The organism is Myxococcus qinghaiensis, assembly GCF_024198215.1.
Lineage (GTDB): Bacteria > Myxococcota > Myxococcia > Myxococcales > Myxococcaceae > Myxococcus > Myxococcus qinghaiensis.
Window position 1 is genome coordinate 1 of the sequence record NZ_JAKCFA010000035.1, and the last position, 22,853, is coordinate 22,853.

20 protein-coding genes and 1 tRNA gene are annotated in these 22,853 nt (G+C 70.0%); 8 read left to right on the forward strand and 13 right to left on the reverse strand.

Going from position 1 to position 22,853, the window contains the following annotated elements; translation table 11 throughout:
- Positions 1 to 137: 137 nt before the first annotated feature.
- The 6 genes from LZ199_RS41675 to rpsU all read right to left on the reverse strand — a co-directional run bounded on the left by LZ199_RS41675 (position 138) and on the right by rpsU (position 5,938).
- Positions 138 to 210, reverse strand: a tRNA-Ile gene (locus tag LZ199_RS41675).
- Between the two features lie 126 nt (positions 211 to 336).
- Complete coding sequence (locus LZ199_RS41680; RefSeq protein ID WP_253999376.1) at positions 337 to 696, reverse strand: MGMT family protein; 360 nt, start codon at positions 694 to 696, stop codon at positions 337 to 339.
- Positions 697 to 828: 132 nt separating this feature from the next.
- On the reverse strand, positions 829 to 2,949 hold the full coding sequence (rpoD, locus tag LZ199_RS41685) for an RNA polymerase sigma factor RpoD (protein WP_253999377.1): 2,121 nt from the start codon (positions 2,947 to 2,949) through the stop codon (positions 829 to 831).
- Between the two features lie 92 nt (positions 2,950 to 3,041).
- Complete coding sequence (dnaG, locus tag LZ199_RS41690; RefSeq protein ID WP_253999378.1) at positions 3,042 to 4,853, reverse strand: DNA primase; 1,812 nt, start codon at positions 4,851 to 4,853, stop codon at positions 3,042 to 3,044.
- Positions 4,854 to 5,184: 331 nt separating this feature from the next.
- Positions 5,185 to 5,643 carry a GatB/YqeY domain-containing protein gene (locus tag LZ199_RS41695; RefSeq protein WP_253999379.1) on the reverse strand — a complete coding sequence of 153 codons (459 nt, stop codon included), beginning with the start codon at positions 5,641 to 5,643 and terminating at the stop codon, positions 5,185 to 5,187.
- Positions 5,644 to 5,743: 100 nt separating this feature from the next.
- Positions 5,744 to 5,938: a 30S ribosomal protein S21 gene (gene rpsU, locus LZ199_RS41700; protein ID WP_002614080.1), complete on the reverse strand. Its 195-nt coding sequence runs from the start codon at positions 5,936 to 5,938 to the stop codon at positions 5,744 to 5,746.
- A gap of 111 nt (positions 5,939 to 6,049) precedes the next feature.
- On the opposite strand from rpsU, the gene LZ199_RS41705 reads away from it, so the two are divergent.
- Positions 6,050 to 7,660 (forward strand): HEAT repeat domain-containing protein, encoded by a 1,611-nt coding sequence (locus tag LZ199_RS41705; RefSeq protein WP_253999380.1) that lies wholly within the window; start codon positions 6,050 to 6,052, stop codon positions 7,658 to 7,660.
- Between the two features lie 76 nt (positions 7,661 to 7,736).
- Here the strand turns inward: LZ199_RS41705 and LZ199_RS41710 are convergent, their stop codons facing one another.
- Both LZ199_RS41710 and LZ199_RS41715 read right to left on the reverse strand, forming a co-directional pair.
- Complete coding sequence (locus LZ199_RS41710) at positions 7,737 to 8,648, reverse strand: GGDEF domain-containing protein (RefSeq protein ID WP_253999381.1); 912 nt, start codon at positions 8,646 to 8,648, stop codon at positions 7,737 to 7,739.
- Between the two features lie 85 nt (positions 8,649 to 8,733).
- Positions 8,734 to 9,780: an asparaginase gene (locus tag LZ199_RS41715; RefSeq protein WP_253999382.1), complete on the reverse strand. Its 1,047-nt coding sequence runs from the start codon at positions 9,778 to 9,780 to the stop codon at positions 8,734 to 8,736.
- A 69-nt stretch (positions 9,781 to 9,849) separates the two neighbouring features.
- Here LZ199_RS41715 and LZ199_RS41720 point away from each other — a divergent pair, with 69 nt between their 5' ends.
- Genes LZ199_RS41720 through truD form a run of 3 tightly spaced genes read left to right on the forward strand, consistent with a single transcriptional unit; the run spans position 9,850 to position 13,218 of the window.
- Entirely contained in the window at positions 9,850 to 10,845 is a 996-nt protein-coding gene (locus LZ199_RS41720; RefSeq protein ID WP_407667338.1) for a DsbA family protein, read from the forward strand.
- Positions 10,846 to 10,852: 7 nt separating this feature from the next.
- Positions 10,853 to 12,196 carry a DUF4388 domain-containing protein gene (locus LZ199_RS41725; RefSeq protein WP_253999384.1) on the forward strand — a complete coding sequence of 448 codons (1,344 nt, stop codon included), beginning with the start codon at positions 10,853 to 10,855 and terminating at the stop codon, positions 12,194 to 12,196.
- Positions 12,193 to 13,218 (forward strand): tRNA pseudouridine(13) synthase TruD, encoded by a 1,026-nt coding sequence (truD, locus tag LZ199_RS41730; protein WP_253999385.1) that lies wholly within the window; start codon positions 12,193 to 12,195, stop codon positions 13,216 to 13,218. Before LZ199_RS41725 ends, truD begins: the two co-directional genes overlap by 4 nt.
- A 358-nt stretch (positions 13,219 to 13,576) precedes the next feature.
- Here truD and LZ199_RS41735 read toward each other — a convergent pair whose 3' ends face one another.
- Together LZ199_RS41735 and LZ199_RS41740 are read right to left on the reverse strand one after the other, a co-directional pair.
- Positions 13,577 to 14,995, reverse strand: coding sequence for an OmpA family protein (locus tag LZ199_RS41735; RefSeq protein WP_253999386.1), 1,419 nt, complete (start codon positions 14,993 to 14,995; stop codon positions 13,577 to 13,579).
- Positions 14,996 to 15,012: 17 nt separating this feature from the next.
- Positions 15,013 to 15,330 (reverse strand): DUF4398 domain-containing protein, encoded by a 318-nt coding sequence (locus tag LZ199_RS41740; RefSeq protein ID WP_253999387.1) that lies wholly within the window; start codon positions 15,328 to 15,330, stop codon positions 15,013 to 15,015.
- 151 nt (positions 15,331 to 15,481) lie between these two features.
- Here LZ199_RS41740 and LZ199_RS41745 point away from each other — a divergent pair, with 151 nt between their 5' ends.
- Both LZ199_RS41745 and LZ199_RS41750 read left to right on the forward strand, forming a co-directional pair.
- Positions 15,482 to 16,474, forward strand: coding sequence for a HEAT repeat domain-containing protein (locus LZ199_RS41745; protein ID WP_253999388.1), 993 nt, complete (start codon positions 15,482 to 15,484; stop codon positions 16,472 to 16,474).
- Positions 16,471 to 17,427, forward strand: a complete 957-nt coding sequence (locus LZ199_RS41750) for an N-acetylmuramoyl-L-alanine amidase-like domain-containing protein (RefSeq protein WP_253999389.1) — start codon at positions 16,471 to 16,473, stop codon at positions 17,425 to 17,427. The genes LZ199_RS41745 and LZ199_RS41750 overlap by 4 nt, the downstream gene beginning before the upstream one ends.
- A 4-nt stretch (positions 17,428 to 17,431) precedes the next feature.
- Here LZ199_RS41750 and LZ199_RS41755 read toward each other — a convergent pair whose 3' ends face one another.
- Both LZ199_RS41755 and LZ199_RS41760 read right to left on the reverse strand, forming a co-directional pair.
- Positions 17,432 to 17,878, reverse strand: a complete 447-nt coding sequence (locus tag LZ199_RS41755; protein ID WP_253999390.1) for a putative signal transducing protein — start codon at positions 17,876 to 17,878, stop codon at positions 17,432 to 17,434.
- Positions 17,879 to 17,962: 84 nt separating this feature from the next.
- A complete protein-coding gene (locus LZ199_RS41760) occupies positions 17,963 to 18,349 on the reverse strand; it encodes a response regulator (RefSeq protein ID WP_253999391.1) in 387 nt (128 codons plus the stop codon).
- 147 nt (positions 18,350 to 18,496) lie between these two features.
- Here LZ199_RS41760 and hpf point away from each other — a divergent pair, with 147 nt between their 5' ends.
- Positions 18,497 to 18,856 (forward strand): ribosome hibernation-promoting factor, HPF/YfiA family, encoded by a 360-nt coding sequence (gene hpf, locus LZ199_RS41765; protein ID WP_253999392.1) that lies wholly within the window; start codon positions 18,497 to 18,499, stop codon positions 18,854 to 18,856.
- Positions 18,857 to 19,001: 145 nt separating this feature from the next.
- Complete coding sequence (locus LZ199_RS41770; protein ID WP_253999393.1) at positions 19,002 to 21,083, forward strand: MXAN_5187 family protein; 2,082 nt, start codon at positions 19,002 to 19,004, stop codon at positions 21,081 to 21,083.
- 71 nt (positions 21,084 to 21,154) lie between these two features.
- Here LZ199_RS41770 and LZ199_RS41775 read toward each other — a convergent pair whose 3' ends face one another.
- The gene (locus LZ199_RS41775; protein WP_253999394.1) at positions 21,155 to 22,834 is read right to left on the reverse strand and encodes an ATP-binding protein; all 1,680 of its coding nucleotides are present in this window, start codon (positions 22,832 to 22,834) and stop codon (positions 21,155 to 21,157) included.
- Positions 22,835 to 22,853: the final 19 nt, after the last annotated feature.

The following is a 22,853-nucleotide window of genomic DNA, read 5'->3' on the forward strand; positions in this document are numbered from 1 at the left end:
CGCCTGCGCGCGCAACGTCTCCCTCATCTGCTCCAAATCCATACCGTCGCTCCTCGTCCCACCCATGGAGCGACAACCTCCTCACCTCATACCCCGCTTGTCACGACGGGCTCCGGCGAGGAGTTACGGAAGGGGAGTGGGCCCTCCTGGATTCGAACCAGGGACCAATCGGTTATGAGCCGACAGCTCTAACCGCTGAGCTAAGGGCCCCCATGCGTCAACAACCCGCCTGTCCGGTTGCATACCGCCGCCCATGCGCCGCTGGCAAGGGCCAGTCGGGAGAGGATGTCCTCCTGGCTTGAGGCCGCGTCGGCGTGAGGCTTTGTGCGCCTTCCGTCAGCGCTTCCGCTTGGACGCGGGAGCGGGCGTCTCGGGCTCCTGTGGCACCTTCACCCGGAACACCTGTCCCCGCTGCTCCACCGTGACGCCCTCGGCGCGCAGGCGCTTCGCCTGCTCCTGCGCCACCTTGGAAGCCAGCACTCCGCCCGACTTCGTGACACGCCACCACGGCACCTCCCGCCCTGGAGGCAGCGTGGTCATCTCCCGCCCCACGCCGCGCGCAGCGCCAGGGCGTCCCGCGTACAGCGCCACCTGCGAGTACGAGCGCACCTGGCCTCGCGGAATCGCTCGCACCGCGCGCCACACCGCCTCGGAGAAGGGCGGACGCTCAGGCGGAGCCGACGCCTCGGGTTTCACTCGGGACTTCGTCCTGGACCTGGAGAGCGCCACGGCGCCGGACTCTAGAAACACGAAGGCCCCCGGTCCATGAAGGAGCGGGGGCCTCGAGCGCTTCCCGGGACGGCTCACGGTGGAGCCGTCAGGAAGGCGTCAGCTCTCCACGAAGGAGCGCAGGCGCTTGGAGCGGCTGGGGTGACGCAGCTTGCGCAGCGCCTTGGCCTCAATCTGCCGGATGCGCTCGCGCGTCACCTCGAAGTCCTGGCCCACCTCTTCCAGCGTGTGGTCGCTCTTCTCGCCAATGCCGAAGCGCATGCGGAGCACCTTCTCCTCACGCGGCGTCAGCGTGGCCAGCACCTTGCGGGTCTGCTCCGCCAGGTTCATGTTGATGACCGCGTCCGCAGGCGAAACGAGGCTCTTGTCCTCGATGAAGTCGCCCAGGTGGCTGTCCTCTTCCTCGCCAATGGGCGTCTCCAGGGAGATGGGCTCCTTGGCGATCTTCAGGACCTTGCGCACCTTGTCGAGCGGCAGCTCCATCTTCTCCGCGATCTCCTCCGGCGTCGGCTCGCGGCCAATCTCCTGCACCAGGTAGCGGCTGGTGCGGATGAGCTTGTTGATGGTCTCGATCATGTGCACCGGGATGCGGATGGTGCGGGCCTGGTCCGCGATTGCGCGCGTAATGGCCTGACGAATCCACCAGGTGGCGTAGGTCGAGAACTTGTAGCCGCGCTTGTACTCGAACTTGTCCACGGCCTTCATCAGGCCGATGTTGCCCTCCTGGATGAGGTCCAGGAACTGGAGGCCACGGTTCGTGTACTTCTTCGCGATGGAGACCACGAGGCGCAGGTTCGCCTCCACCAGCTCGCTCTTGGCGCGCTCGGCCCGCTTCTCGCCCAGGCGGATGGCGTCGTAGTTGCGGCGCAGCGCATCCACGGGGAGGTTGGCCTCCTCCTCCACCTTCTTGATCTTCCGGACCGCCGTGCGCACGTCGCGGTCCAGGACCTCGAGCTGCTCGGGCGTGAGGTTGAGCTGCTTCTGCAGCTTCTTGCCGATGTTCGGATTCTCCCGCGACTCCTTCAGCTGCGGGCGCAGCTCCTTCATGGAGATGCCGTAGCGGCGCTCCAAGTCACGAAGCTCGTCCTCGGCCTTCTCAACGCGCTCGATGAGCCCCTTGAGATTCACGACGATGCGGTCGACCTGCTTCTTGTTCAGCCGCATCTCCTCCAAGACCTCCATCATCTTGGTCCGGAGGTCCTTCATCTCCTGCTTGAGCTCCTTCTTGCGCACCTCGGTCAGCTTCTTCTTGGAGATGAGCTCCTCTTCCAAGACGTCGCAGTCCTTGGCGAACTTGCGGAAGCGTTCGATCTGCTTGCAGATCTGCTCAATCTTGTTGAGCTCGCTCTGCGCAAGCTGCGCCGGGGCGTCACCCTCGCCGACCTCCTCGGGAGGCTCCTCGGCGCCTTCGGCCTGGGCCTCCTCGGGCGCGTCCTTGATGACGTCGCGCACGCGCAGCTTGGCCGTCTTCAGCTTGTTGCCGATGTCGAGGATCTCCTCGACGGCGACCTTGCAGGCGAGCAGGGCGCGCAGCACTTCCTTCTCGCCCTCTTCGATGCGCTTGGCGATTTCGACCTCGCCCTCGCGCGTGAGCAGGCTGACGCTGCCCATCTTGCGCAGGTACAGGCGCACCGGGTCGTTCGACTTGCCACCCGGCTCGTCGTCTTCGTCCTTCTCGTCCTCGTCGACGTCTTCCTTCTCCTCCTCGACGGTGACGGTGGGCTTGATCTCGTTGTTCTGAGCAGCCTTCTGCGCATCGACAATCTCGATGTCGTTGTCGCCGAACATGCTCATCACGTCGTCGATTTGATCGGACGACACGATGTCGGCGGGCAGCGCGTCATTCACCTCGTCGTAGGTGAGGAAGCCCTTCTCACGTCCCTGGGCGAGCAGGTCCTTCACTTCCTTGCGCTCGGCGACCGGGTCCTCCTCGACGTCGTCCTCGACGGCGTCAGGGTCCACCTCGACGGCGGCGGCGGCTTCTTCAGCGGCCTCCTCGGGGTCGACGTCCGCGGAGACGACGCCCTTCTTCTTCTTCTTCGTCTCGACGGCTTCGGCGGGCGCCTCCTTGGCCTCCAGGGGCTCCTGCTCCTCGGTCCCAGCCTTCACCCCAGCACCCTTCGCCGCGGGACTGTCCGGTGCCTTCTTCTTGCGGATCACCGGATCCACCTTCTTCTTGGTGGGCTTCACGGACGCCTTCGAGGGCTTCTGCGTCGGCATTCGGGTACTTCTCCTTAAGAAATTCAGGGGCTTGAGGCCTGGGGCGAGCCGGCCGATCTACCGCAAAGTCAGGGTTTCTTACAAACGCGAAGTCAAACCGGTTGCATGGGCGCCTTTGTTCCCGGGGAAGCGGGCTTGAGCTCCTCCAGGACACGCTTCTTGAGCGCCAGCAGTTCCACGCGCTCCGACAACAGCTGCCGCGTCTCTTCCGTGAGGTCGAACGCTCCCGGCGTCTGCTCTGTCGCGCGCTTTATATAAGTGAGCCGCTCATCGATGCGCCGCACCATGATTTCCCGACAGATGGCGAAGAAGGCGTGCTCCAGCTCCTGTCCTTCCGAGGGGAGCTGGCGCCAGGACGTCTCGATGGCGCGCTTCACGGACTCGGCGGCCTCGAAGAGCGCGTCCTGCGTGCCCTGGCCCGACGTGGCGTGCGCGAGCGCCATGCGCAGTCCCATGTGGGACAGCTCGTCACAAACGCGAAAGACATCCCTGCCGAGCAGGCGAGGGTCCCTCAGCACGGAGGCCACGTAGAGCGCCTCCATGGGCGGGGGCGGCTTCTCGGGGAGCGGGCGGGCGGGCGCGGCGGGGCCGCCCTCGGGTGAGGCCGCTGCGGGCTTGGGCGTGGGGGGCACCTTGCTGCGCAGCGCGGCCTCCACGTCGTTGGAGCGCCAGCCGAAGTGCTCCGCGAGGGCGGAGAAGAGCGACGAGCGCACCAGGCCCACGGGCACCTGCGCCGCCACGGGCTTGAGCCGCTCCAGTGCCGCCATCTTCTCCTCGAAAGACGCCCCCTTGCCCTGGGGGAGCAGGGAGGCGAACAGGTACGCGGTGAGCGGTTGCGCGCTTTCCAGAAGCTGCTCCACACCTTCCGCTCCCTCTCGACGCGCGAAGACGTCTGGATCATCCCCTTGGGGAAGCAAGGCCACCCGGGCGGTCGCCCCGGCGGCGAGCAGGGGACCGGCGAGTCGCTCCACCGCCGCGATTCCCGCCGAGTCCCCATCGAGCAGCAGCACCAGCTCCCGGGCCTCGCCGCGCTTGAGCACCTGCATGTGACCCGGGGTGAGGTTGGTCGAGCACAGCGCCACCGCGTGGCGCACGCCCACTTGGTGCAGGCCGATGCAGTCGAAGTAGCCCTCCACGAGCACGGCGGCCTTGCGCTTGCGGACCTCGTCGCGCGCCTGGTCCATGCCGAACAGGGTGTCGCTCTTGTTGAAGAGCCGGGACTCGCGCGAGTTGAGGTACTTGGGGCCTTCCTCGGCGCCGACGAGCCGGCCACCGAAGGCGATGGGGCGGCCCTCGGGCGCGCGGATAGGCACCATCAGCCGGCTGCGGAAGAAGTCGTAGCAGCCGTCTCCCGTGTTTCGCTTGAGCACCAGCCCGGCCTTCATGGCCCAGTCCAGCATGCCTGTCTTTTGAAAGCGCTCCGCGAGCAGGCTCCAGGCATTGGGCGCCCAGCCCAGCCCGAAGGCCTGCGCCGTCTCTTCCGACACGCCTCGGCTGGTGATGTAGGCCCGCGCGGAGCGGCCCTCGTCCTGCCAGAGGATGGAGCGGAAGTGCTCGGCGGCCAGGTCCGTGGCCTCCTTGAGCTGCTGGCGCTCGCGCATGCCCGGGTCCTGCTGCGCCTCCAGGTCGATGCCCAGCTCGCGCGCGAGGTCTCTCACCGCGTCCAGGAACGTCTTGCCCAAGTAGCGCTGGACGAAGGACACCGCGTCCCCGCTCGCCCGGCAGCCGTGGCAGAAATAGAAGTGCTTCTCCGGCACCACGTAGAAGGACGGCGTCTTCTCCTGATGGAAGGGACAGCGCCCCTTCCACTCCCGCCCCGCCTTCTTCAGTTCCACATGTCGGGAGATGAGGCCCACGAGGTCTACACGCTCGAGGACTTCCTGGATCTTGTGTTCCGGGATCATGTCGGCCACCCCTCGTCCCGCACCTGGGCGGGCGCACTCCCGACATCCTGGCAGCCGGGCCTGACGTCGCCCGTCTGGCCGCCAACCCGCTGGATCACCCCGCCCACGAGGGCGGAGGTCTGGCGGCGGGGGGCGGGAGGGATGGCTGGGGACACGTTGGGGCTCCTACGGCCCGGACGGCGCCTCCCCGGAGGGGTGGGGCGCGCGGCGGACTGGCCCAGGCACTTAATGACGGGCAGCCGGGGGAGCAAGTTTCCGCTCACCCCAATCCCATCCACTCGAGGGGTCGCGGGAGCAAGCGAGCGACCCCGAACGGGTGTGGGAGACGACTTCAGCTGAGCTTCGCGAGCTGCGCCTTGACGGCCTCGGAGATGGCCTTGCCCTCGGCCTTGCCCTGGATCTTGGGGGTGAGGTTCTTCATCACCGCGCCCATGTCCTTGGAGCTCTGGGCACCCACCTCGGCGATGGCGGCCTGGACGGCGGCGGCCAGCTCGTCGGGGGTGAGCTGCTGGGGGAGGTAGCTCTGGAGGACGGCGATCTCCGCCTCTTCCTTCTCCGCCATCTCCGGCCGGTTGCCGGCCTTGAACTGCTCCACGGAGTCGCGACCCTTCTTGATGAGGCCGGCGATGACCGTCAGCACACCCGCGTCATCCAGGGCGGACGCACCGGGCTCCACTTCCTTGTACTTGATGGCGCTCTTGATGGCCCGAATGACGGTGGTGCGCAGCTCGGTCTTCGACCGCATCGAGTCCTTCAGGTCCGCGTCGAGCCGTTCCTTGAGGGTTGCCATATATGCGACTCCGCTGGGTGGTGGTTCGGGGGGACTGGACGACGGGAGCCAGGGCACCTGACTGCTGGAGGGCGCCCCGGCTCTCACGCCGGCCTCGCAACTAGAACGACTTGCGGGCCTTCTTCACCGCGCGCTTCTTGGCGGCGAGGGCCTTCTTCTTCCGCTTCACGGAAGGCTTCTCGTAGTGCTCGCGCTTGCGGATCTCGGAAAGGATTCCGGCCTTTTCAGTGGCCTTCTTGAAGCGCTTGAGGGCGCTCTCAATGGATTCTCCTTCTTTCACTCGGATACCGGGCATGAGTTCACCTCCTTCCGCCATGCGTCAATGTGTGTGTACTTCAAAAGGGGAGCGGGTATGTCCCAGCGGGAGCCAAAACGCAAGGACGCCGGAGGGAAAAGCCCGGGGCGGATGCACTACACTGTCCGCTGCGTGAGCCCTGCCCTCATCCTGATGGTACTGCTGGCGACCGGTCAGCGTGGCGGCACCGGGACGACCGACTGCTGGAACTCCTGCCAACGGCACGTGGCCGACCGGGCCCTGCGAGCCCGGGTGTGTGGCGCCTGTCTGTCCGGCGGACGGGTGGACTCCTGGGTGGCGTCCCTGGGCACCATCCGGCCCGCGCCCCGTGATGCGCTGGCGTCCTCCCGCAAGGACGAGGACTGGCGCGTGCGGTGGGCCTCCGTGCGCGCGGAGGCGAAGGGGAAGGGGCTCTCCGAGCGGCGGGTGCTGGCGGAGTGGGTGGCCAGCACGCCCACGTCGTTGGATCTGCAGGCCTGTCTCACCGCTGCTCGCGCCGCCGCGGAGGCGGATCAATCCTCGGCGATGTTCCTGCGGGATGCGGGCGCGAGGGGGCCGGAGGCGGCGGCTCGGGTGTGGGCCCGCCGCGAGGCCATCCGCCAGGCGCTGGAGGTGGAGCTGTACGCGGAAGACCCCCGCGCGCGCGGGGCGGCGCTCGGCCACCTGGGCGTGTTCCTGGGACGCAAGCCGGCGCGGCTGCTGCTCGATGCCACGGCCACCCGTCCGGAGAGCAGTGACGCCATTGGCGCCGCCGCGCTGAAGGCCGTGGCGCTGCGGCAGCGCACGTCGGTGGGCCGCCTGTTGCTGGAGGAGGCGAAGCCCGTGGACGAGGTGCTGGTGAACCGCCTCTTCGCCGTGTACTCGCGGGAGCTGGAGGAGCTTCAGCCGGAGCTGACGGCGCCCGAGCCCCGCCGCAGGGACTCGGCGGTGCTGTCGCTGGGCGTCTATGGGCCCCTGGCCCGCAGGGAGCTGGAGCGCGCGCTGGAGGACACGGATCCCAAGGTGCGTAACTCCGCCGCGCGGAGGATGGCGGAGTCGGAGGGCACATCGCTGCGCGTGGCCGCCGAGCGTCGGCTGGCGGGCCGAGACGCCGCCGTGTCCCGGCCCTGGCTGGAGGCCATGGTGCGGGAGAAGGGCTGTGCGGGCTTCTTCCTGGACGTGGCGAGCGACCCGAGGATGTCCGCCGAGCTGCGAGGCCAGGCGCTGGCGTCGCTGGCGGACTGCCGCGAGAGCGAGAACGAGCGGGTGGAGACGCTGTCGCCGTACCTGACCGACTCGCAGCCCGCGATTCGCGCGGGGGCGGTGCGGGTGCTGGGCTCGCTGTCCCTCCGGAATCCGGACGTGCTGGATGCCACCACGCGCGCGCTGGAGGACGACGCGCCGGAGGTGGTGGCCGCCGCGCTGGCGGTGGTGGCGGGCCAGCGCCAGGCGACGCGAGGGGACAGCGTCGCGGAGCTGCTCGGCTCGGAGCACCCGGTGGTGCGCGCCGCCGCGGCCCGGGCGCTGGAGGCGATTGGCCGCGCGGCCCACGTGAAGCCGCTGGCCTCCTGTCTGCGCGAGGACCCGGTGCCGGAGGTCCGCGTGGCCGCGGCGCTCGCGCTGGGCCGGCTGGGCGGGCCGCATGCCGCCGCCGCGCTGTCGGACGCGGTGGCGCGGGATGCGGACACCCACGTCCAGCACGTGTCTCGCGAGGGGCTGCGGCGGCTGGGCTTCGGGAACTGAGCCGCGGCGTCGGGCGGGGTGGCTGTTTGCCGGCGACGTCGGCGCGGTGTGGCCACCGCGCCCGCTGCGTCGTACCTCAGGGCCCGCTGATGGCCTTGGCGTCCGAGCGGTTCCGGCCCGCGCGCTTGGCCCGGTAGAGGTACTTGTCCGCCGCGGCGATGAGGTCCTCGGGCTGGGAGAAGTCCGAGTCCAGCAGCGTCGCCACGCCCAGGCTGATGGTCACCTTGATGGGCGTGCCGCCGAAGACGAAGTCCGCCTTGTCCACCGCGTACCGGCACCGCTCGGCGCAGGCCAGGGCCTGGTCCTCGGCGGACTCGCGCAGCATCAGCGCGAACTCCTCGCCGCCGTAGCGCGCCAGCAGGTCCTCGGTGCGCACCGTGTCGCTGACCCGCTGGGCGATTCGCGTCAGCACGTAGTCACCCGCCGGGTGCCCGTACGCGTCGTTGATCTTCTTGAAGTGGTCCACGTCGAACAGCACCAGCGACAGGTTCACCCGGTGGCGCAGGCAGTAGCTGAACTCCTTGCGCACCGTCTCCAGGAAGTACTTCTTGTTGTAGACGCGGGTGAGGCCGTCGCGCGTCGCCGACTCGTAGATGCTCCGCTGGTACTGCTCCTCCAGCTCGTCCTGGATGGAGAACTTGAGGACGGTGTTGGAGCCGATCTGGATCTTGTCGCCGTCGTAGAGCGGGGCGGCGTTGACCTTCAGGCCGTTGAGGTACGTGCCGTTGGTGCTCGCCAGGTCCACCACCTGGAAGCGCCCGTCGCCCAGCGCCACCACCTTGGCGTGCTTGCGCGAGATTCCGTCGTCCTCCACCTGGAACTGCGCCTCGGAGCTGCGCCCCATCACCACTTCGGAGCGGTCCAGCTTGAACATCCGGCCGATACCCGCCGCGGACTTGGCGCTGATGACGATCAGATAGGCGCTCTGCCGCTGGCCACTGCCCAGCAGGTCCGAAATGGAATGGACGGAAGTTTTCTCCTCGGACATCGCGATACCCATCTTAAGGGCCGTTTTTTCATGGCGGCAAGCATGCTGCCGGCTTCCTTGCCAGCAACCCTCGCCAGGATTGGACTCACCGCGTCGATTTGTGGCGCCGTTGACCCAGGGGTTCGACTGTCCTGCGTCCGACGGTCAGCTCTCCCGCCACCGGCGTCTGGATGAAGCGCGCCAGCGCCTCGGGAGAGCGGGGATGGTAGGCCAGCCCCTGCATCAGCTTCACCAGCGCCGCCGAGGGCGTCAGGTCCGCCCCGCCCACTGCCCCCTGGGCCAGGGACGCTGCTCCAGATTCGTACAGACTGAGATCCACGCCGTTGCGGTGGGCCTGGCTCACCACGACGATGGGCACGCCCCGCTCCCGGGCCTGGATGAACAGGGGCATGAGCGAGCGCCCGAGGTCCGGGTCGATGGGGAAGTTGCCAGCCCCGTACGCCTCCAGGACGAGGCCCCGGACGTGCGGCAGCAGCTGAAGGGGCAGGGCGGGATCCAACCCCGGGTAGACCTTCAGGAGGAAGACGCGCGGATCCAGCTTCTCGTAGAGGCGGAAGGGGCCCTTGGGCCGCAGGCCCGGTTCGAAGGTCGCGTCCACGCCCAGGGTGCCCAGCACGGGGCAGTTGGGGCTCTCGAAGGCGTCGTACTCGGAGACCTTCACCTTGCGCGTGCGGTTGCCTCGATAGAGGTGCGAGTCGAAGCAGATGGTGACCTCGCGCGGCCCCTGGAGCGCGGACAGCACCGCGTCGATGAGGTTCAGCCGCGCGTCCGAGCGGACCTCTCCCAGCGGGCGCTGCGAGCCCGTCAGCACCACGGGGCAGGGCGGGTTGCGCAACATGAAGGACAGCGCGCTGGCCGTGTAGGCGAGCGTGTCCGTGCCATGGGTCACCACGGCCCCGTCGAAGTCCTGGAGCTGCTGGTGCAGGTGGGTGGCCATCCGCCCCCACAGCTCCGGCTGCATCTCCGAGCTGTCCAGGTTGCTGAAGAGCTGCAGCTCGATGTCGGCGAGCTGGAAGAGCTCCGGGACGCGGGCCTTGAGCGTCTTGAAGAAGGCGGCGGGGCGCAGGGCGGAGGGCCGACCACCGGCCATCCCCAACGTGCCGCCGGTATGCAGGAGGAGGACTCTGGGCATGAGCAAGGAGGCTCCTGCCAAGGCTTGCGTTGCTTTACAAGCCCCGCGAGCGTGGCTAAGACCCGCCGCGTGCTCCTCTCCTGCTGGAAGCGTGTCATTCCCCTGCTGGCCGCCGTGGCGCTGACCAGCTCGGGCTGCAAGAACCCGGAGGGCTCCGCGCCCGCCTCGAATCCGGCCCCGGCCGCCGCTCCGGCTCCCGCCGCGACGCCTCCGCCGCCTCCGGCCCCGCCCGCCGCCGCCGCCCCGACGGACCCCGCCGCGGCCCTCTCCGGCATCCCCGGCATGGACTTCTCCTCGCTCTCCGCCGCGTCCAAGCGGGAGCTGGCCACCGTGCTGAGCGACGAGTTCTGCTACTGCGGCTGCCCGCACACCCTGGGCGCCTGCCTGAAGTCGCACAACACCTGCCGCCACGCCAAGCGCATGGCCCGGGTGGCCGCGCGCATGGTGTCCGAGGGCAGCCCCGCCACCGAGGTCATCGTCCAGCTGTCCCAGTACTACGGCGCCTTCCGCGAGCAGCGCGCCCAGTTCAAGGTGGACGACCGGATGTGCATGGGCGCGGCGTCCGCCCCGGTGACGGTGGTGGAGTTCTCCGACTTCGAGTGCCCCTACTGCGCCAAGGCCCGGCCGGTGCTGGAGGCCTTCGCGAAGAAGAACCCGGTGCAGGTGCGCTTCTGCTACCTGCCGTTCCCCCTGGCCAACCACGTCAACGCGTTGCCGGCGGCGCAGGCGGCCCTGTGGGCGAGGGACCAGGGCAAGTTCTGGCAGATGCACGACGCGCTCTTCGCCCACCAGGAGAACCTCAAGCCGGAGGCCCTGCCCGCGCTGGCCACGGGCCTGGGGCTGGACGGCGCGAAGCTGGCGGCGGTGCTCAAGTCGGACGCCTACAAGCAGGAGCTGGAAGGCTTCCGCAACCAGGGCCGCTCGGCCGGGCTGTCGGGGACGCCGACGGTGTACTTCAACGGGCGCGCGCTCGACTTGAGCTTCATCCAGGACGACCTGCTCAACCACAGCCTGGAGGATGAGCTGGAGTGGGTGACGAACAAGAACGCCTGGGCGGCTGACTGACACGGAGATGACGCAACGGTTCCGCATCGACGCGGGGCAACTCGTCCCCGAGGATCGCCAGAGCCCCTCTCCGTTGGCGGGGCGGTCGGGGACGTACGCGCTGATGCCCACGGCGCCGGACCTGCTCGTCTTCGCCCGGGGCCCGTCCGAAGGCGGCACCATCGCCGCGCCGCGCGTGGTGCTCTCCGGTGACGCGGGCGGCTTCCCGTTGTCGGACCTGATGGCCTTCCTGAGCCAGTCGCGGTGGAGCGGCATCATCCGCGTCCACTCCCCTGGCGGCGAGCGCTCCGTCACGTTCCGGGACGGCGAGGTGCGTGGCGCCTCGTCGGATGACCCGGCGGACCGGCTGGGCGAGGTGCTGGTGCGCCTGGGCTATGTGGACCGCACGCAGGTGGAGGCCGCGCTCAAGGGCCAGCCTCCGTCCAAGGTGGGCCGCGCGCTGGTGGAGAAGGGCTTCCTGCAGGCGCACGACCTCTTCAAGTGCGTCACGCACCAGGTCAGTGAGATCTTCCACGCCATCGTCCTGTGCCGGGAGGGGAGCTTCTTCCTCATCGACCAGCCGGTGGACGAGAAGGCGAGCCACTCCATCCAGCTCTCCACCCAGAGCCTGCTGATGGACAGCATCCGGAAGATCGACGAGATGGCGCACTTCCGGAAGCGCATCCCCCACGGCCGGCTGTACGTGGCGCGCAAGCGCGGCTCGGACGGGAAGCTGGAGGAGGATGAGGACCGGGTGCTGGGGCTGCTCGACGGCCGGCGCACCATCCTGGACCTGGGCCACGCCGCGCGCCTGTCCGAGTTCGACATCACCAAGGTCGTCTACCGGCTGCTGGAAGGCGGCTTCGCGTCGCTGACGGACAAGCCGCTGCTCGTGCCCGTGGGGCCTTCGCCGACGGTGGGGCCCACGGGGGCGCAGGCTCCGGCCACGCCCGCGCCGGTGACGGGGCGTCCTGCCGCGAGCGCCGCTCCGACGGTGGACCCTCGCCCCGTGGCGCGCGTGTTCAACTTCATCTTCCGGGAGATTCGCGACGAGGTGGCCAAGCAGGGCATGGACCGCGAGTTCATCGCCGCCGCCAACGCCGCGCTCTCCGGACAGGCGCTGTCGTCCTCGCCGGTGCTGGAGGGCCTGGCCTTCCAGTCGGACGGGAGCCTGGCCGAGCCGAAGCTGATGGACGCCTTCGAGCGGCACCGCGCGCAGCTGGGCAGCGAGCCGCTGGCGTCCTTCAAGCAGGCGCTCAGTGACGTGATGTTCTTTTTGCTGTTCCAGGCCGGAGAGCTTCTGGAGTCGCGCGCGGACGAGGACCTTGCCCGTCGCGTGAAGGAGCTGCTGGCGACGCTCGAGGGGCCGTGACGACGGATTCGGATTGGCCGCGGTTGACGGCGGATGTTCCTGGTTGTGGTGGTGCCTTCAAGCTGGTTCCCGAGGACTTCGAGGTCGAGGAGCTTCCCGCCTACCAGCCGTCGGGCGAGGGGGAGCACCTCTACCTGTGGCTGGAGAAGCGCGGGCGGGACACGCGTGAGGTGGTGCGCGCGCTGGCCGCGTCGCTGGGCGTGTCCGAGGACGATATCGGCGTCGCGGGCATGAAGGACCGGCAGGCCGTCACCCGGCAGCTGCTCTCCGTGCCCGCGCGAGCGGAGGCCCGGCTGGGGGAGTTCGCGCTGGAGGGCACGCAGGTGCTCTGGTCGAAGCGGCACGGCAACAAGCTGCGCACCGGGCACTTGAAGGGAAATCGCTTCAAGCTGCGCCTGCGCGGAGTGCGCGACGTGGGCGCCGCTCGGGAGTGTTTCTCGCGCCTGTTGGCGAGTGGTGTTCCCAACTACTTCGGTGAGCAGCGCTTTGGCCGCGCGGGCGACAACGCGGACCTGGGGCGCCTGCTGGTGCTGGGGCAGCGGCTGCCGAAGCGGCCCGAGCGCTTCCAGCGCAAGCTGTACCTCTCCGCCTTCCAGTCGCGCATCTTCAACCGGGCGCTCGCGGAGCGCGTGCGTTCCGGCACGCTGTCCACCGCGCTGCTCGGTGACGTGCTGCGCAAGGAGGAGACGGGCGGCCTCTTCGTGTGCGAGGCGCCGGACGTGGATGGTCCTCGCGTGGCCTCGTTCGAGGTGAGCCCGGCGGGCCCCCTGTTCGGCCCGAAGATGACGGCCGCCACCGGCGCGGTGGGCGAGTTCGAGGCCAGCCTGTTGGTGGGCGAGGGCGTCACGCCGGACGACTTCAAGCGCGGTGGAGGCGAGACGGAGGGAGGGCGCAGGCCGTACCGCGTCCGCCTGGGCTCGCCCGAGCTGACGCCTGATGGTGAGGACCTGTGGCTCGCGTTCGAGCTGCCTCGGGGGGCCTACGCCACCGAGGTCCTCCACGAGCTGCTCAAGGACGACTGAGGCCCTCTCGCGGGGCTGCCGCCCTTGTTGGCCGCGTCCGCTGCGAGGCCCCTCATGTGGCTTCGCTCGGAGGGCGGGGCCGACTCGCGTGAGAGAGACCTGGGCCGTGGGGCTCTCCAGGGCTCTGCGTCTCGTCCGCGCGAGGCCCTTCGTGTGGGCTTCGCTCGGAGGGCGAGGCCAGCTCGCGTGCGAGTGACCTGAGAGTGGGGCGCTCGAGGAGCAGGCGTCTCCTCGCCCGTTCGTGCGCGACGCCTGTACCGACCAACACCCTGAAAAGCGAAGCGCCTCCTCGGGACAGGTGCCCGGGAGGCGCTGGCGCTGCTTGCCCCGGCCTTGAGGTGGCCGGGGCGCAGGCGGCCTACTGCGTGATGATGTTGAACTCCGTGCGGCGGTTCTGCGCGCGGCCCGCCTTGGTGGTGTTCGGCGCGATGGGACGCGTCTCGCCGAAGCCCACCGCCTCCAGGCGGCCCGGGTCGATGCCCTTGCGCAGCAGCTGCGCCATCACCGCGTCGGCGCGCTTCTGCGACAGCTTCAGGTTCGACTCGTCCTTGCCGAGCGAGTCCGTGTGGCCCTCGATGCGGACCTTCTGGATCCAGGGCGCATCCCTCAGGGCCGATGCCACGTCCTCGAGGATGGCGGTGCTCTGCTTGCCGATGATCTTCGCGGAGCCGGACCCGAAGAGGATCTGCTTCTTGATCTCAATCCGGTCCTTCTTGATGACGACGTTCTTGTACTGCTTCGGGCAGCCGCGCTCTTCCTTCGTGCCAGGCGCATCCACGCACGCGTCGAGCCGGTCCACCACGCCGTCATTGTCCGTGTCCTTGTCCGCGCAGCCGCTGTTCTCCGGCGGACCCGCCTCGTTGGGGCACTTGTCCTGCGCATCCGCCAGGCCGTCCGCGTCGTTGTCCAGGTCCGGGCAGCCATCCTCGTCCTGGAAGCCGTCCTTGTCCTCGGGCTCGTCGGGGCACTTGTCCTGACCGTCGTTGACGCCGTCCCCGTCCTTGTCCGGGCAGCCCATGTTCGTCATGGAGCCCGCCTCGTTGGGGCACTTGTCCTGGGCGTCGACGATGCCGTCGTTGTCGTTGTCCAGCTCCGGGCAGCCGTCCTCGTCCTGGAAGCCGTCCTTGTCCTCGGGCTGGTCCACGCACTTGTCCAGCGGGTCGACGATGCCGTCCCCGTCGCGGTCCTTCGGCGCCTCGGCCGGGCAGCCCTGGTTCTCCGCCACTCCCGCCAGCTCCGGGCACTTGTCGTTGGCGTCGAGCACGCCGTCGTTGTCGTTGTCCGCGTCCGGGCAGCCGTCCTCGTCCTGGAAGCCGTCCTTGTCCTCCGCCTGGTCGGGGCAGGGGTCGTCCTTGTCCAGCACGCCGTCCCCGTCGCTGTCCGTCTCCTCGATGCGGACCACGACCTGGGGGGGCTGCTGCGGCTTGGCGTCCGTGGGCTGCTGAGGCTGCTGCGGAGCCTCGGGGCGCTCGCGCACCAGCACCTGGCGCGGGCCGCAGTTCTTCGACAGCTCCAGCGCCCGGTCCACCGCCGTGTCGGCGACGCGGACGTGGGAGGCGGCGCGGCCGCTGTTGCCCTGGCTCAGCTCGCCCTTGGCGAAGTCGAGGTAGGCCTCGGCGGTGGCCAGCTCCACCGGGGCGCAGCGCAAGGCGCCGCTGCGGCGGGCCCGCTCGACGTCCGCGGCGAGCACCTGGGTGTCCGCGCGAATCTTGCTGCCGCTCACACAGCCGGCGGCCAGGAGGAGGGACAGCAGCGCTGCAAGGGAGGGACGCGTCATCGGGAGCGCTCGGTGCGTCACGGGTTCGGGGTCCGTTCGCCGGTGTCGGAATCGCCCGCCACGGACATGGCCTTCTCGCGGGCCTCGTTGGCGAAGCGGGAGGCCTTCACCGCGAAATCCACCCCGGCTTGATAGTCGGAGTAGCCAACCTCCTCGCGAGCCTTCTGCAGATACAGGTTGGCGGCGGTCCACTCGTACGGAGCCAGCTTGTCGGCTCCGGCCGTGCGCGCGGCCTGAATCTGGACTTCGGCGTCGAGAATGTTCGCGGTGGACTTCACAGGGCCGCATGCGGCGAGCGCCCCCGCCACCGCCACCAGCACCGTCAGCTTCTTCATAGGGTGGCGCCTCTAGAGGAGGGAAAGAGGCATCGGTCGTATCAATCGCCTCTTGGGGGGTCAAGAATCGGGCAGACCCCGTTGAGGAGGGGGGCCGGCCGGCGACAGGGACTTTGACGGCCGGCGCCGCCCTTGCCATCGTCGTCCCCCCGTGCGCCCGTCCGTCCTCTCCGCCCGTTTCCTGTTGCTGCTCGCGCTGCTCCTCCCCCCCCTGGCCCTGTCCGCCCAGGCCTCCGCCGCCAAGCGCGGTGAGCGCCGCGCCGAGACGGAAAAGGTCGTGCAGACCGTCATCCAGGGGGGGGCCGTCCCCGCCGCCGTCTCCCGGCTGCGCTACCTGCGCGAGGAGCCCTACGCGGCTGAAATCATCACCGACTCCCTCCGCCGGGTGCTGGAGGAGCGGGTCCGCCGCAACCTCGTCGCGGTGCTGGCGGGGCTGGACACGCGCTCCGCGGAGGGCTCCCTGGTCCGGCTCGCCGGCGATGGCGACAGCACGGTGCGCATGTATGCCGCGCAGGGCCTGGCCCGGCTGAAGAGCCGCAACGTCCAGGTGCTGGTGCCGCTCCTGGCCGACAAGAGCAGTGGCGTGCGCCGGGATGCGGCCCGGGCCCTGGGGGCCTCTCGCAACCCGAAGATGGGCAAGGCGCTGATGGCCGCGGCCAAGGAGGAGCAGGAGCTGGAGGTCCGCGCCGTCATGCTGGCCGCCGCGGGCGAGACGGGCGACGCCAAGCAGGTGAAGCCCCTCAAGGAGTACCTGACGAACGATTCGGAGAGCACCCGCTTCGCCGCCGCGCGCGGGCTGTGTCGCCTGGGCTCGCCGGAGGGATTCTCCTTCGCCAACAAGCTGCTCGGCGCGGAGGACCGCTTCGTTCGCCGCCAGGGGCTGGAGCTGTTCGAGGGCGTCGCCGCCAAGAAGGCCACCCCTGCGCTCAAGCCGCTCCTGGAGGACAAGGACCGGGGCCTGGCCGCCAGCGCCGCGCGCATCCTCTACCAGGGCGGAGACAGCGCCATGCTGGACTGGCTGGTGCTGGCCTCGTGGAACGCGAAGGGTGAAGAGAAGCTGTCGTACGAGAAGGAGCTGGAGACGCTCCAGCTCCAGGATGACCGGCGCAAGGCCATCCTCCGAAGGGCGGGCGTGGCGCAATGACGTGGGCGGTGGTGCTGGCCGCGGCGCTCGTCACCCAGGCGACGCCGGCCTCCTCGAAGAAGGACTCATTCACGCCTGGCGCGGACCGGATTCTCGACTCCGGCTCGGCGGCGGCCCAGGCGGCCACGGCCACTCCCGCGCGGCCCAACGGCTGGACGGGGATGGACGCGAGCGCCTTCGCCGCCCTGGTGTCGGAGGCCGCCAACGCGCCGTTGACCGAGCGGCTGCTCACGATGAGCCAGCGCTTTGTCAACACGCCCTATGTCCTGTCCCCGCTGGGCGAGGGCTCGGGTGTGGACCCGGACCCGACGTTCCGGCTGGACGCGGTGGACTGCCTCACCTTCGTCGAGCAGTCCCTGGCGCTGGGGCTGGCGCGCACGGAGCCGGAGGTCGCCCCGCTGCTGGAGCACATCCGCTACGCCCAGGCCCCGGCCTACGAGGACCGCAACCACCTCATGGAGGCGCAGTGGCTGCCCAACAACGTCCGCAAGGGCTTCCTGCGCGACGTGACGCGCCGCTTTGGCGGTGAGGACGCGGTGGCCGTCACGAAGACGCTGACGCCGCTGACGTGGCAGTCCCGCTCCTCCCAGGCGCTCCAGCTCCCCAAGGAGCGGCAGCCGGTGGGCACGTTCGGGATGAACATGATTCCGCTGGAGCGGGTGATGGAGCACGCGCGCTCCATCCCCTCCGGCACCATCCTCGTGGTGCTGCGCGAGGACCTTCCCCTGAAGGCCACCCGCGTGACGCACCTGGGCTTCGTGGTGCAGCGCAAGGGCCGCACCTACCTGCGCCACGCCTCGCGCGGGGGCTACAACCGCGTCGTGGACGAGGATTTGGAGACCTTCCTCGGCCGCAACTCCCGCTACGCGAAGTGGAAGGTGACGGGCGTGAGCCTCTTCGAGGCCCGCCGCCCGGAGTCCGCTTCGCCTGGCGCCGTCGTCCGCTCGCCCTGACGCGTCAGAGGGCGGGTGGGGGAGACGCGGCCTGCTCGGTCTCCCGCTCCTCGTCCTCGGCGGCCTGGACCGCCTCGTCGGTGGTGGCCGCCTCCTGCACGCGCTCGCGTTCAATCATCGCCGCGGCGCGCTCCTGCTGCTCCTCGGGCACCAGAAGCTCCCACCAGGGAAGCAGGTTGCCGGTGGTCAGCTTGTCCACGACGCCGGAGCGGCCCGCGCGCACCAGCACCGGGATGTCCGCCTCCTGGAGCAGCTCCGCGAAGACCTCCGCCATCAGCGGATTGTCCGTGGTGCCCGCGCGCACGAAGACGCGCTTGTCCAGCTCATGGGGCAGCGGAAGTCCCCGGCTGCGCATCTCCCCCACGTCCACCAACCGGGGGTTGCCGGGACAGTCCGAGCATTGCTCGACATCGTCCCGATACTCCGAGCCGCACCTGGCGCAGTACTTCATGTCGGTCCCTCCCGCTCGTGGATGTCCTGGAGGGACATAGTAGGTCTGGTGTCCTGTCGCGGCACCGGGGGCCAGTCCTTCCGTTCACTGTCGGGCGTCGTCGCCCTGCCATTGGCGCGCTTCTTCCCCCAGCCGGCTCACGGAGCTGCTCAGCCGCTCCACGTCGATGGGCTTGCGTAGGACGAGGTCGCAGTGCTCGGCGCCATCCACCTGGGTGTAGCCGGAGACGAGGATGACGCGCGTGCGCGGCGCGCGGGCTTTCACCCGGCGGGCCAGCTCCGTGCCATGCAGCCCCGGCAGGGACTCGTCCGTCACCACGACATCCGGCAGCTCGCTCTCGAAGGCCTTCAGGCCCGCGAGCCCGTCGCTGGCCGTGACGACGTCGAACTCGAACTCGAGCAGCTCCGCGAGGAGCTCCCGGCTGTCACCGTCGTCCTCCACGAGGAGGACCTTGATTCGCTCGGCACCCATGCGTCTGGGTAACCCTGGCCCTTGTCGGATTCGTCCGCCGCGAAGGTGCGGGGCCGCGTGCTTCTCCGCCCGGAGAGCAGGCGGGTGAAGGAGCCCCCCTCACCAGCGGGCGGGTGGCTGCCCATCATTGGGCCTGGAGGTGATGCCATGAAGGTGTTGATGCGGGGCGTGCATCTGACCCTGACGGAGTCGATGAGGGACTACCTGCAGGAGCATCTGGTGCGCCACATCGAACGGTATGCGGACGACGAGGCGGCGGAAATCGACATCTCGTTGGTGGACATCAATGGTCCGAAGGGTGGAGTGGACAAGGAATGCCGGGTGACGGTGCGGATGCCGAACTTCGCTTCCGTGCATGTCACCGAGAAGGCGGAGACGCTGTTTCCCGCCATCGACGCGGCGCGTGACCGGCTGGAGCGCACCCTGCGCAAGGCCGTGGACAAGCGCCGCGACGTGCATACGAACGGGCTGCCCGAGGACGTGGCGGCGGACGTTCCGAACTATTAGCCCGAGGCGTGCCTCGGTGTAGGGCCCGGTCTTCCCGGTTGTCCACCGGGCGGCCGGGCCCGCGTTGTACGCTGTCCGAATCTTGCTGGGTCCGAATGGTGAACGCTATAAGCGGAACCCTTCACCCATGGGCTAAAGGACGGCGATGGTCCGCCTCAAGTTCCTCCTCTTCGCGTTCCTGGTCATCGGACTGGGGCTTGCTCATCTCCCGATGTTGTCGGGACCGCTGCGCGCGCGCGCGGTGGACGGAGCCACGGCCCAGTCCGCCTCGGGTGTGGCCGAGGTGGCGCGTCGCGTGGACGCGCGTCGCGCGGAGGTGCAGGCGCTGGCGCTGAAGCTGGCCGCCACGCCGGACGTCGCCTCCGCCGTCCACGCGCTGCTTCCGCCGAAGCCCGCCGTCCCCCCGCGTCCGCCGCTCCGGGACAAGGTGGACGACAAGGCCAGCGCCCTCCAGCCGCTGACGGCGGAGCGCTTCGGGGCCGTGCGCACGGCCGCCGAGGCCGTCCTGCCCAAGGAACTCAAGGGCCTGGTGGTGGCGCTGGCCGCCCCGGACGCCGCGTTCCATGCCGTCGCGGGCGCGGAGCCGTCCTCGGACGCCGCGAAGCTGGACGTCGCCGCGCTGGCGAAGGCCGGCACCTCGGTGGTGGACGCGCTCGGCGCGACGCACGTGTTCGCCTCGGTGCCCGTGCTGTGGGGCGGGGACTTCGGCATGCAGCCGGCGGTGACGCTGGTGGTGGGCGCGCCGCTGCTCGACGAGGGCGTGCTGGAGGCCGCGGTACAGGCCACCGGTGTCTCCGCGCTCGGGTTGGTGAAGGGGGACTCGGTGACGGCCGTGGGGCCGGACAAGATGCTCGCGGAGGGCTCGCTGGCGCAGGTGGCGGCCAACGCGAGCGGCGTCGTGATTCGCCGCGGCAGCCTCCAGACGCTGGGGCCCGTGGGTCTGCCCATGATGACGGAAGGTGACTTCATGGGCGGCAAGGCGCCGCTGGCGGTGGGAACCCGCCGGGCGCTGGAAGGCACGCCGCTGGAAATCCTCGCGGTGGCCGGGACACAGTCGGTGCTGGGCGCCGTCGCGGACTACCAGCAGAGCGCGCTCGTCGCACTGGCGGGGCTGCTGGCCCTGACGCTGGTGTGGACGGCGCTGATGGGCGGCTCCCGCTCGGGCTCTGGTGACGACGTGCAGGGCACCTCCGACACGCTCAGCCTGTCGGCCGCGATGGCGGCGAATGCGCCCATGCACCACACGTCGGCGCCTCCCGCGCCGCAGCCGCAGCCGGTGGCCGCCGTGCCGGATCCGTTCGCCTCGGCGCCGTTCGCCGCCGCTCCGACGCCGGGCCCGTTGCCGGACCCCTTCGCCCAGGCGACGCCGCCTCCTCCGGCGGTGGCCCCTCTGTCGGACCCCTTCGCCATGGCCGCGCCGCCGCCTCCCGCGTCCCAGCCCTTCGGCGCGGACCCCTTCGCCATGGCCGCGCCGCCTCCTCTCGCGGCCCAGCCCTTTGGCGCGGATCCGTTCGCGCTGCCGCCTCCGGCTCCCGCGCCGGTGTCGAACCCGTTCGCTTCGGCGGATCCATTCGGCTCGGCGGATGCGTTCCCCTTCCCGGCGCCGCCCCCGTCCTCTTCGCCTCCCCCGGCGGCGAGCCCGTACGCGGCCCAGCAGCCCGCGCCGACTCCGTTTGGCGGCGCGATGCCGTTCGAGTCCGAGCCCGGTGGCTTCTCCGCTTCGGGTGAGCCCCTGTCGACGGCGTCGCCTCGGCGCGGTGCCTTCGCCTTCGAGGACCAGCCCACGGCGGCGTACACGCTCCAGCAGGCGGCCAACCCGTTCGCCCTGGCGGCGGCGCAGACGCCCGACAACCCGGAGACGACGCGCGTCGCGGCCATTCCGCGCGAGCTGCTCCAGGCCAGCACCCGGCCTGCCGAGGCGCCCATCCCGCTGCCGCCGCGCTCGGGAGGGCCCGCCGCCATCCCGCTCCCCGGCGCGGGTCCGTCCGGCAACTCCGCGGTGGCGCTCTCCGAGGAGCAGCACTTCCAGGAGGTCTTCCGCGAGTTCGTCACCACCCGTGAGCGGTGCGGCGAGCCGGCCGATGGCCTGACGTACGACAAGTTCGTGCAGAAGCTGCGCAAGAACAAGGAGCAGCTCGTCCAGAAGTACGCCTGCAAGACGGTGCGCTTCCAGGTCTACGTGAAGGAAGGCAAGGCCGCTCTCAAGGCCACGCCCGTCAAGGACTGAGCGCGGCTTCCACCGCGAGTCGACATCGGGGCCCGGGGCGATGATTCGCCTCGGGCCTCCTGCGTTTCTGGCTAGGTCGCTCTCACCGTGCCGGACGCCGGGACGTCCGCGCGCGGGAGCACCACGCTGAAGCGCGCGCCCTGGCCCGGCTCGCCGCCGACCTCCAGCTTGCCGCCGTGCTCCTGGAGGATGCGCGCGGCGATGGCCAGTCCGAGTCCCGTGCCGCCATCCTTGGTCGTGAAGTAGGGCTCGAAGATGCGGGCGCGGTGCTCGGGGGGGATGCCCGGGCCGCTGTCCTCGACTTCGATGATGGCGTCCGCGTCGGTGCCCTTCACCCGCACGCGCAGGGGGCCGCCCTTGCCGACCATGGCCTCCTCGGCGTTCTTCACCAGGTTCACCAGCACCTGCGTCAGCATGTCCCGGTCCACCTGGGCCACCACGCCCGTCTGGAGCGCCGGGAGTATCTGGATGCCCTCGGGAGGTGTCGCGTAGAGGGACAACACGCTCTGCGTCAGCTCGGACAGGTCCACGGGCGCCAGTTGCGGCTTGGGCATCCGCGCGAAGCGGCTGAACTCGTCGACGATGCGCCGCAGCCGGTCCACCTCTTCGAGCACCACGCCCGCGCTCTCCTTGAAGAACTCCGGGAAGCGGGGGTGCCGGGCCTCCTGCGCGGCCAGCAGCGTCTCCAGCGACATGCGGATGGGCGTCAGCGGGTTCTTGATTTCGTGCGCCAGCCGCCGTGCGACCTCCTGCCACGCGGCGATGCGCTCACTGGCCATCAACCGCTCGGTCGTGGCCTTCAGCTCGGACGTCATGTGGTTGAACGTCCGGACCAGCTCGCCCACCTCGCCCGTGGCGTCGGCCGTCACCTGGACATCCAGCGCGCCCTCGGCCACGCGCCGGGCTCCCTCCGTGAGGGCCTCCACCGGCCGCGTCATCCAGCGAGACACCAGCAGCCCGAGCAACATGGCGAAGGCGCCTCCCAACCCGGCGAGCAGGAGGAAGGCGCGCATGACGCCCTCTTCGGCCTCGCGGGCGGCGGCGCGGCTGAAGACGAGTCGCACCGTGGCGGCCTCGCCCAGGGGCAGCTCGCGCACCACCGTGGGAGGCAGCGCGGTGCCAGCCTTCGCCAGCTCGGTGTCGCCGGAGACGAGCGAGACTTGTGCCTGCGTCAGTCGCGCGAGGTGCTGGGCCAGGCTGTCGTCGAGCAGCACGCCCCCCACCGCCCACAGGCGAAGGTCGCCGTAGTCCACCGGGCGCGCGGTGACGAGCGCCGGCATCTGTCGCAGCCCGGAGGACGTGCGCACCTCCACGCGCACCGGCACGGGTTTGGGCGAAGTCTCACGGGTGACGGCGAAGAGGACCGGGTCCGGGTCTCCGCGTCGCGCGGGCAGGTGCCCGGAGGACAGCACCGTGCCGTTCCGGTCGAAGAGGGCGAGCACCGTCAGGCCGCGCGTCTTCATCAGCGCTTCCGCAGTGCCCGCTTGAATGGCGCGGGTGGGGCGCTCACGGGCCTCGCGTGCGAGGTCCTCCATGGCGGCGCTGTCCACCAGCTCCTCCACCGCGCGACGGGCGGTGGTGGCCGTGCGCTCCAGCGACTCCTGCGCGCTGGTGGTGGCGGCCTGCATGCGTGCGTCGAGTTCGCGCGACAGCGTGTCGCGCAGCCGCGAGAGGGTGGGCAGCACCACCACCGCGAGCGGCACCAGGGCGAGCAGGGCGAAGGCGAGCGCCAGCCGGGTCCTCAGACGCAAGGAATCGTCCTCCGGACCG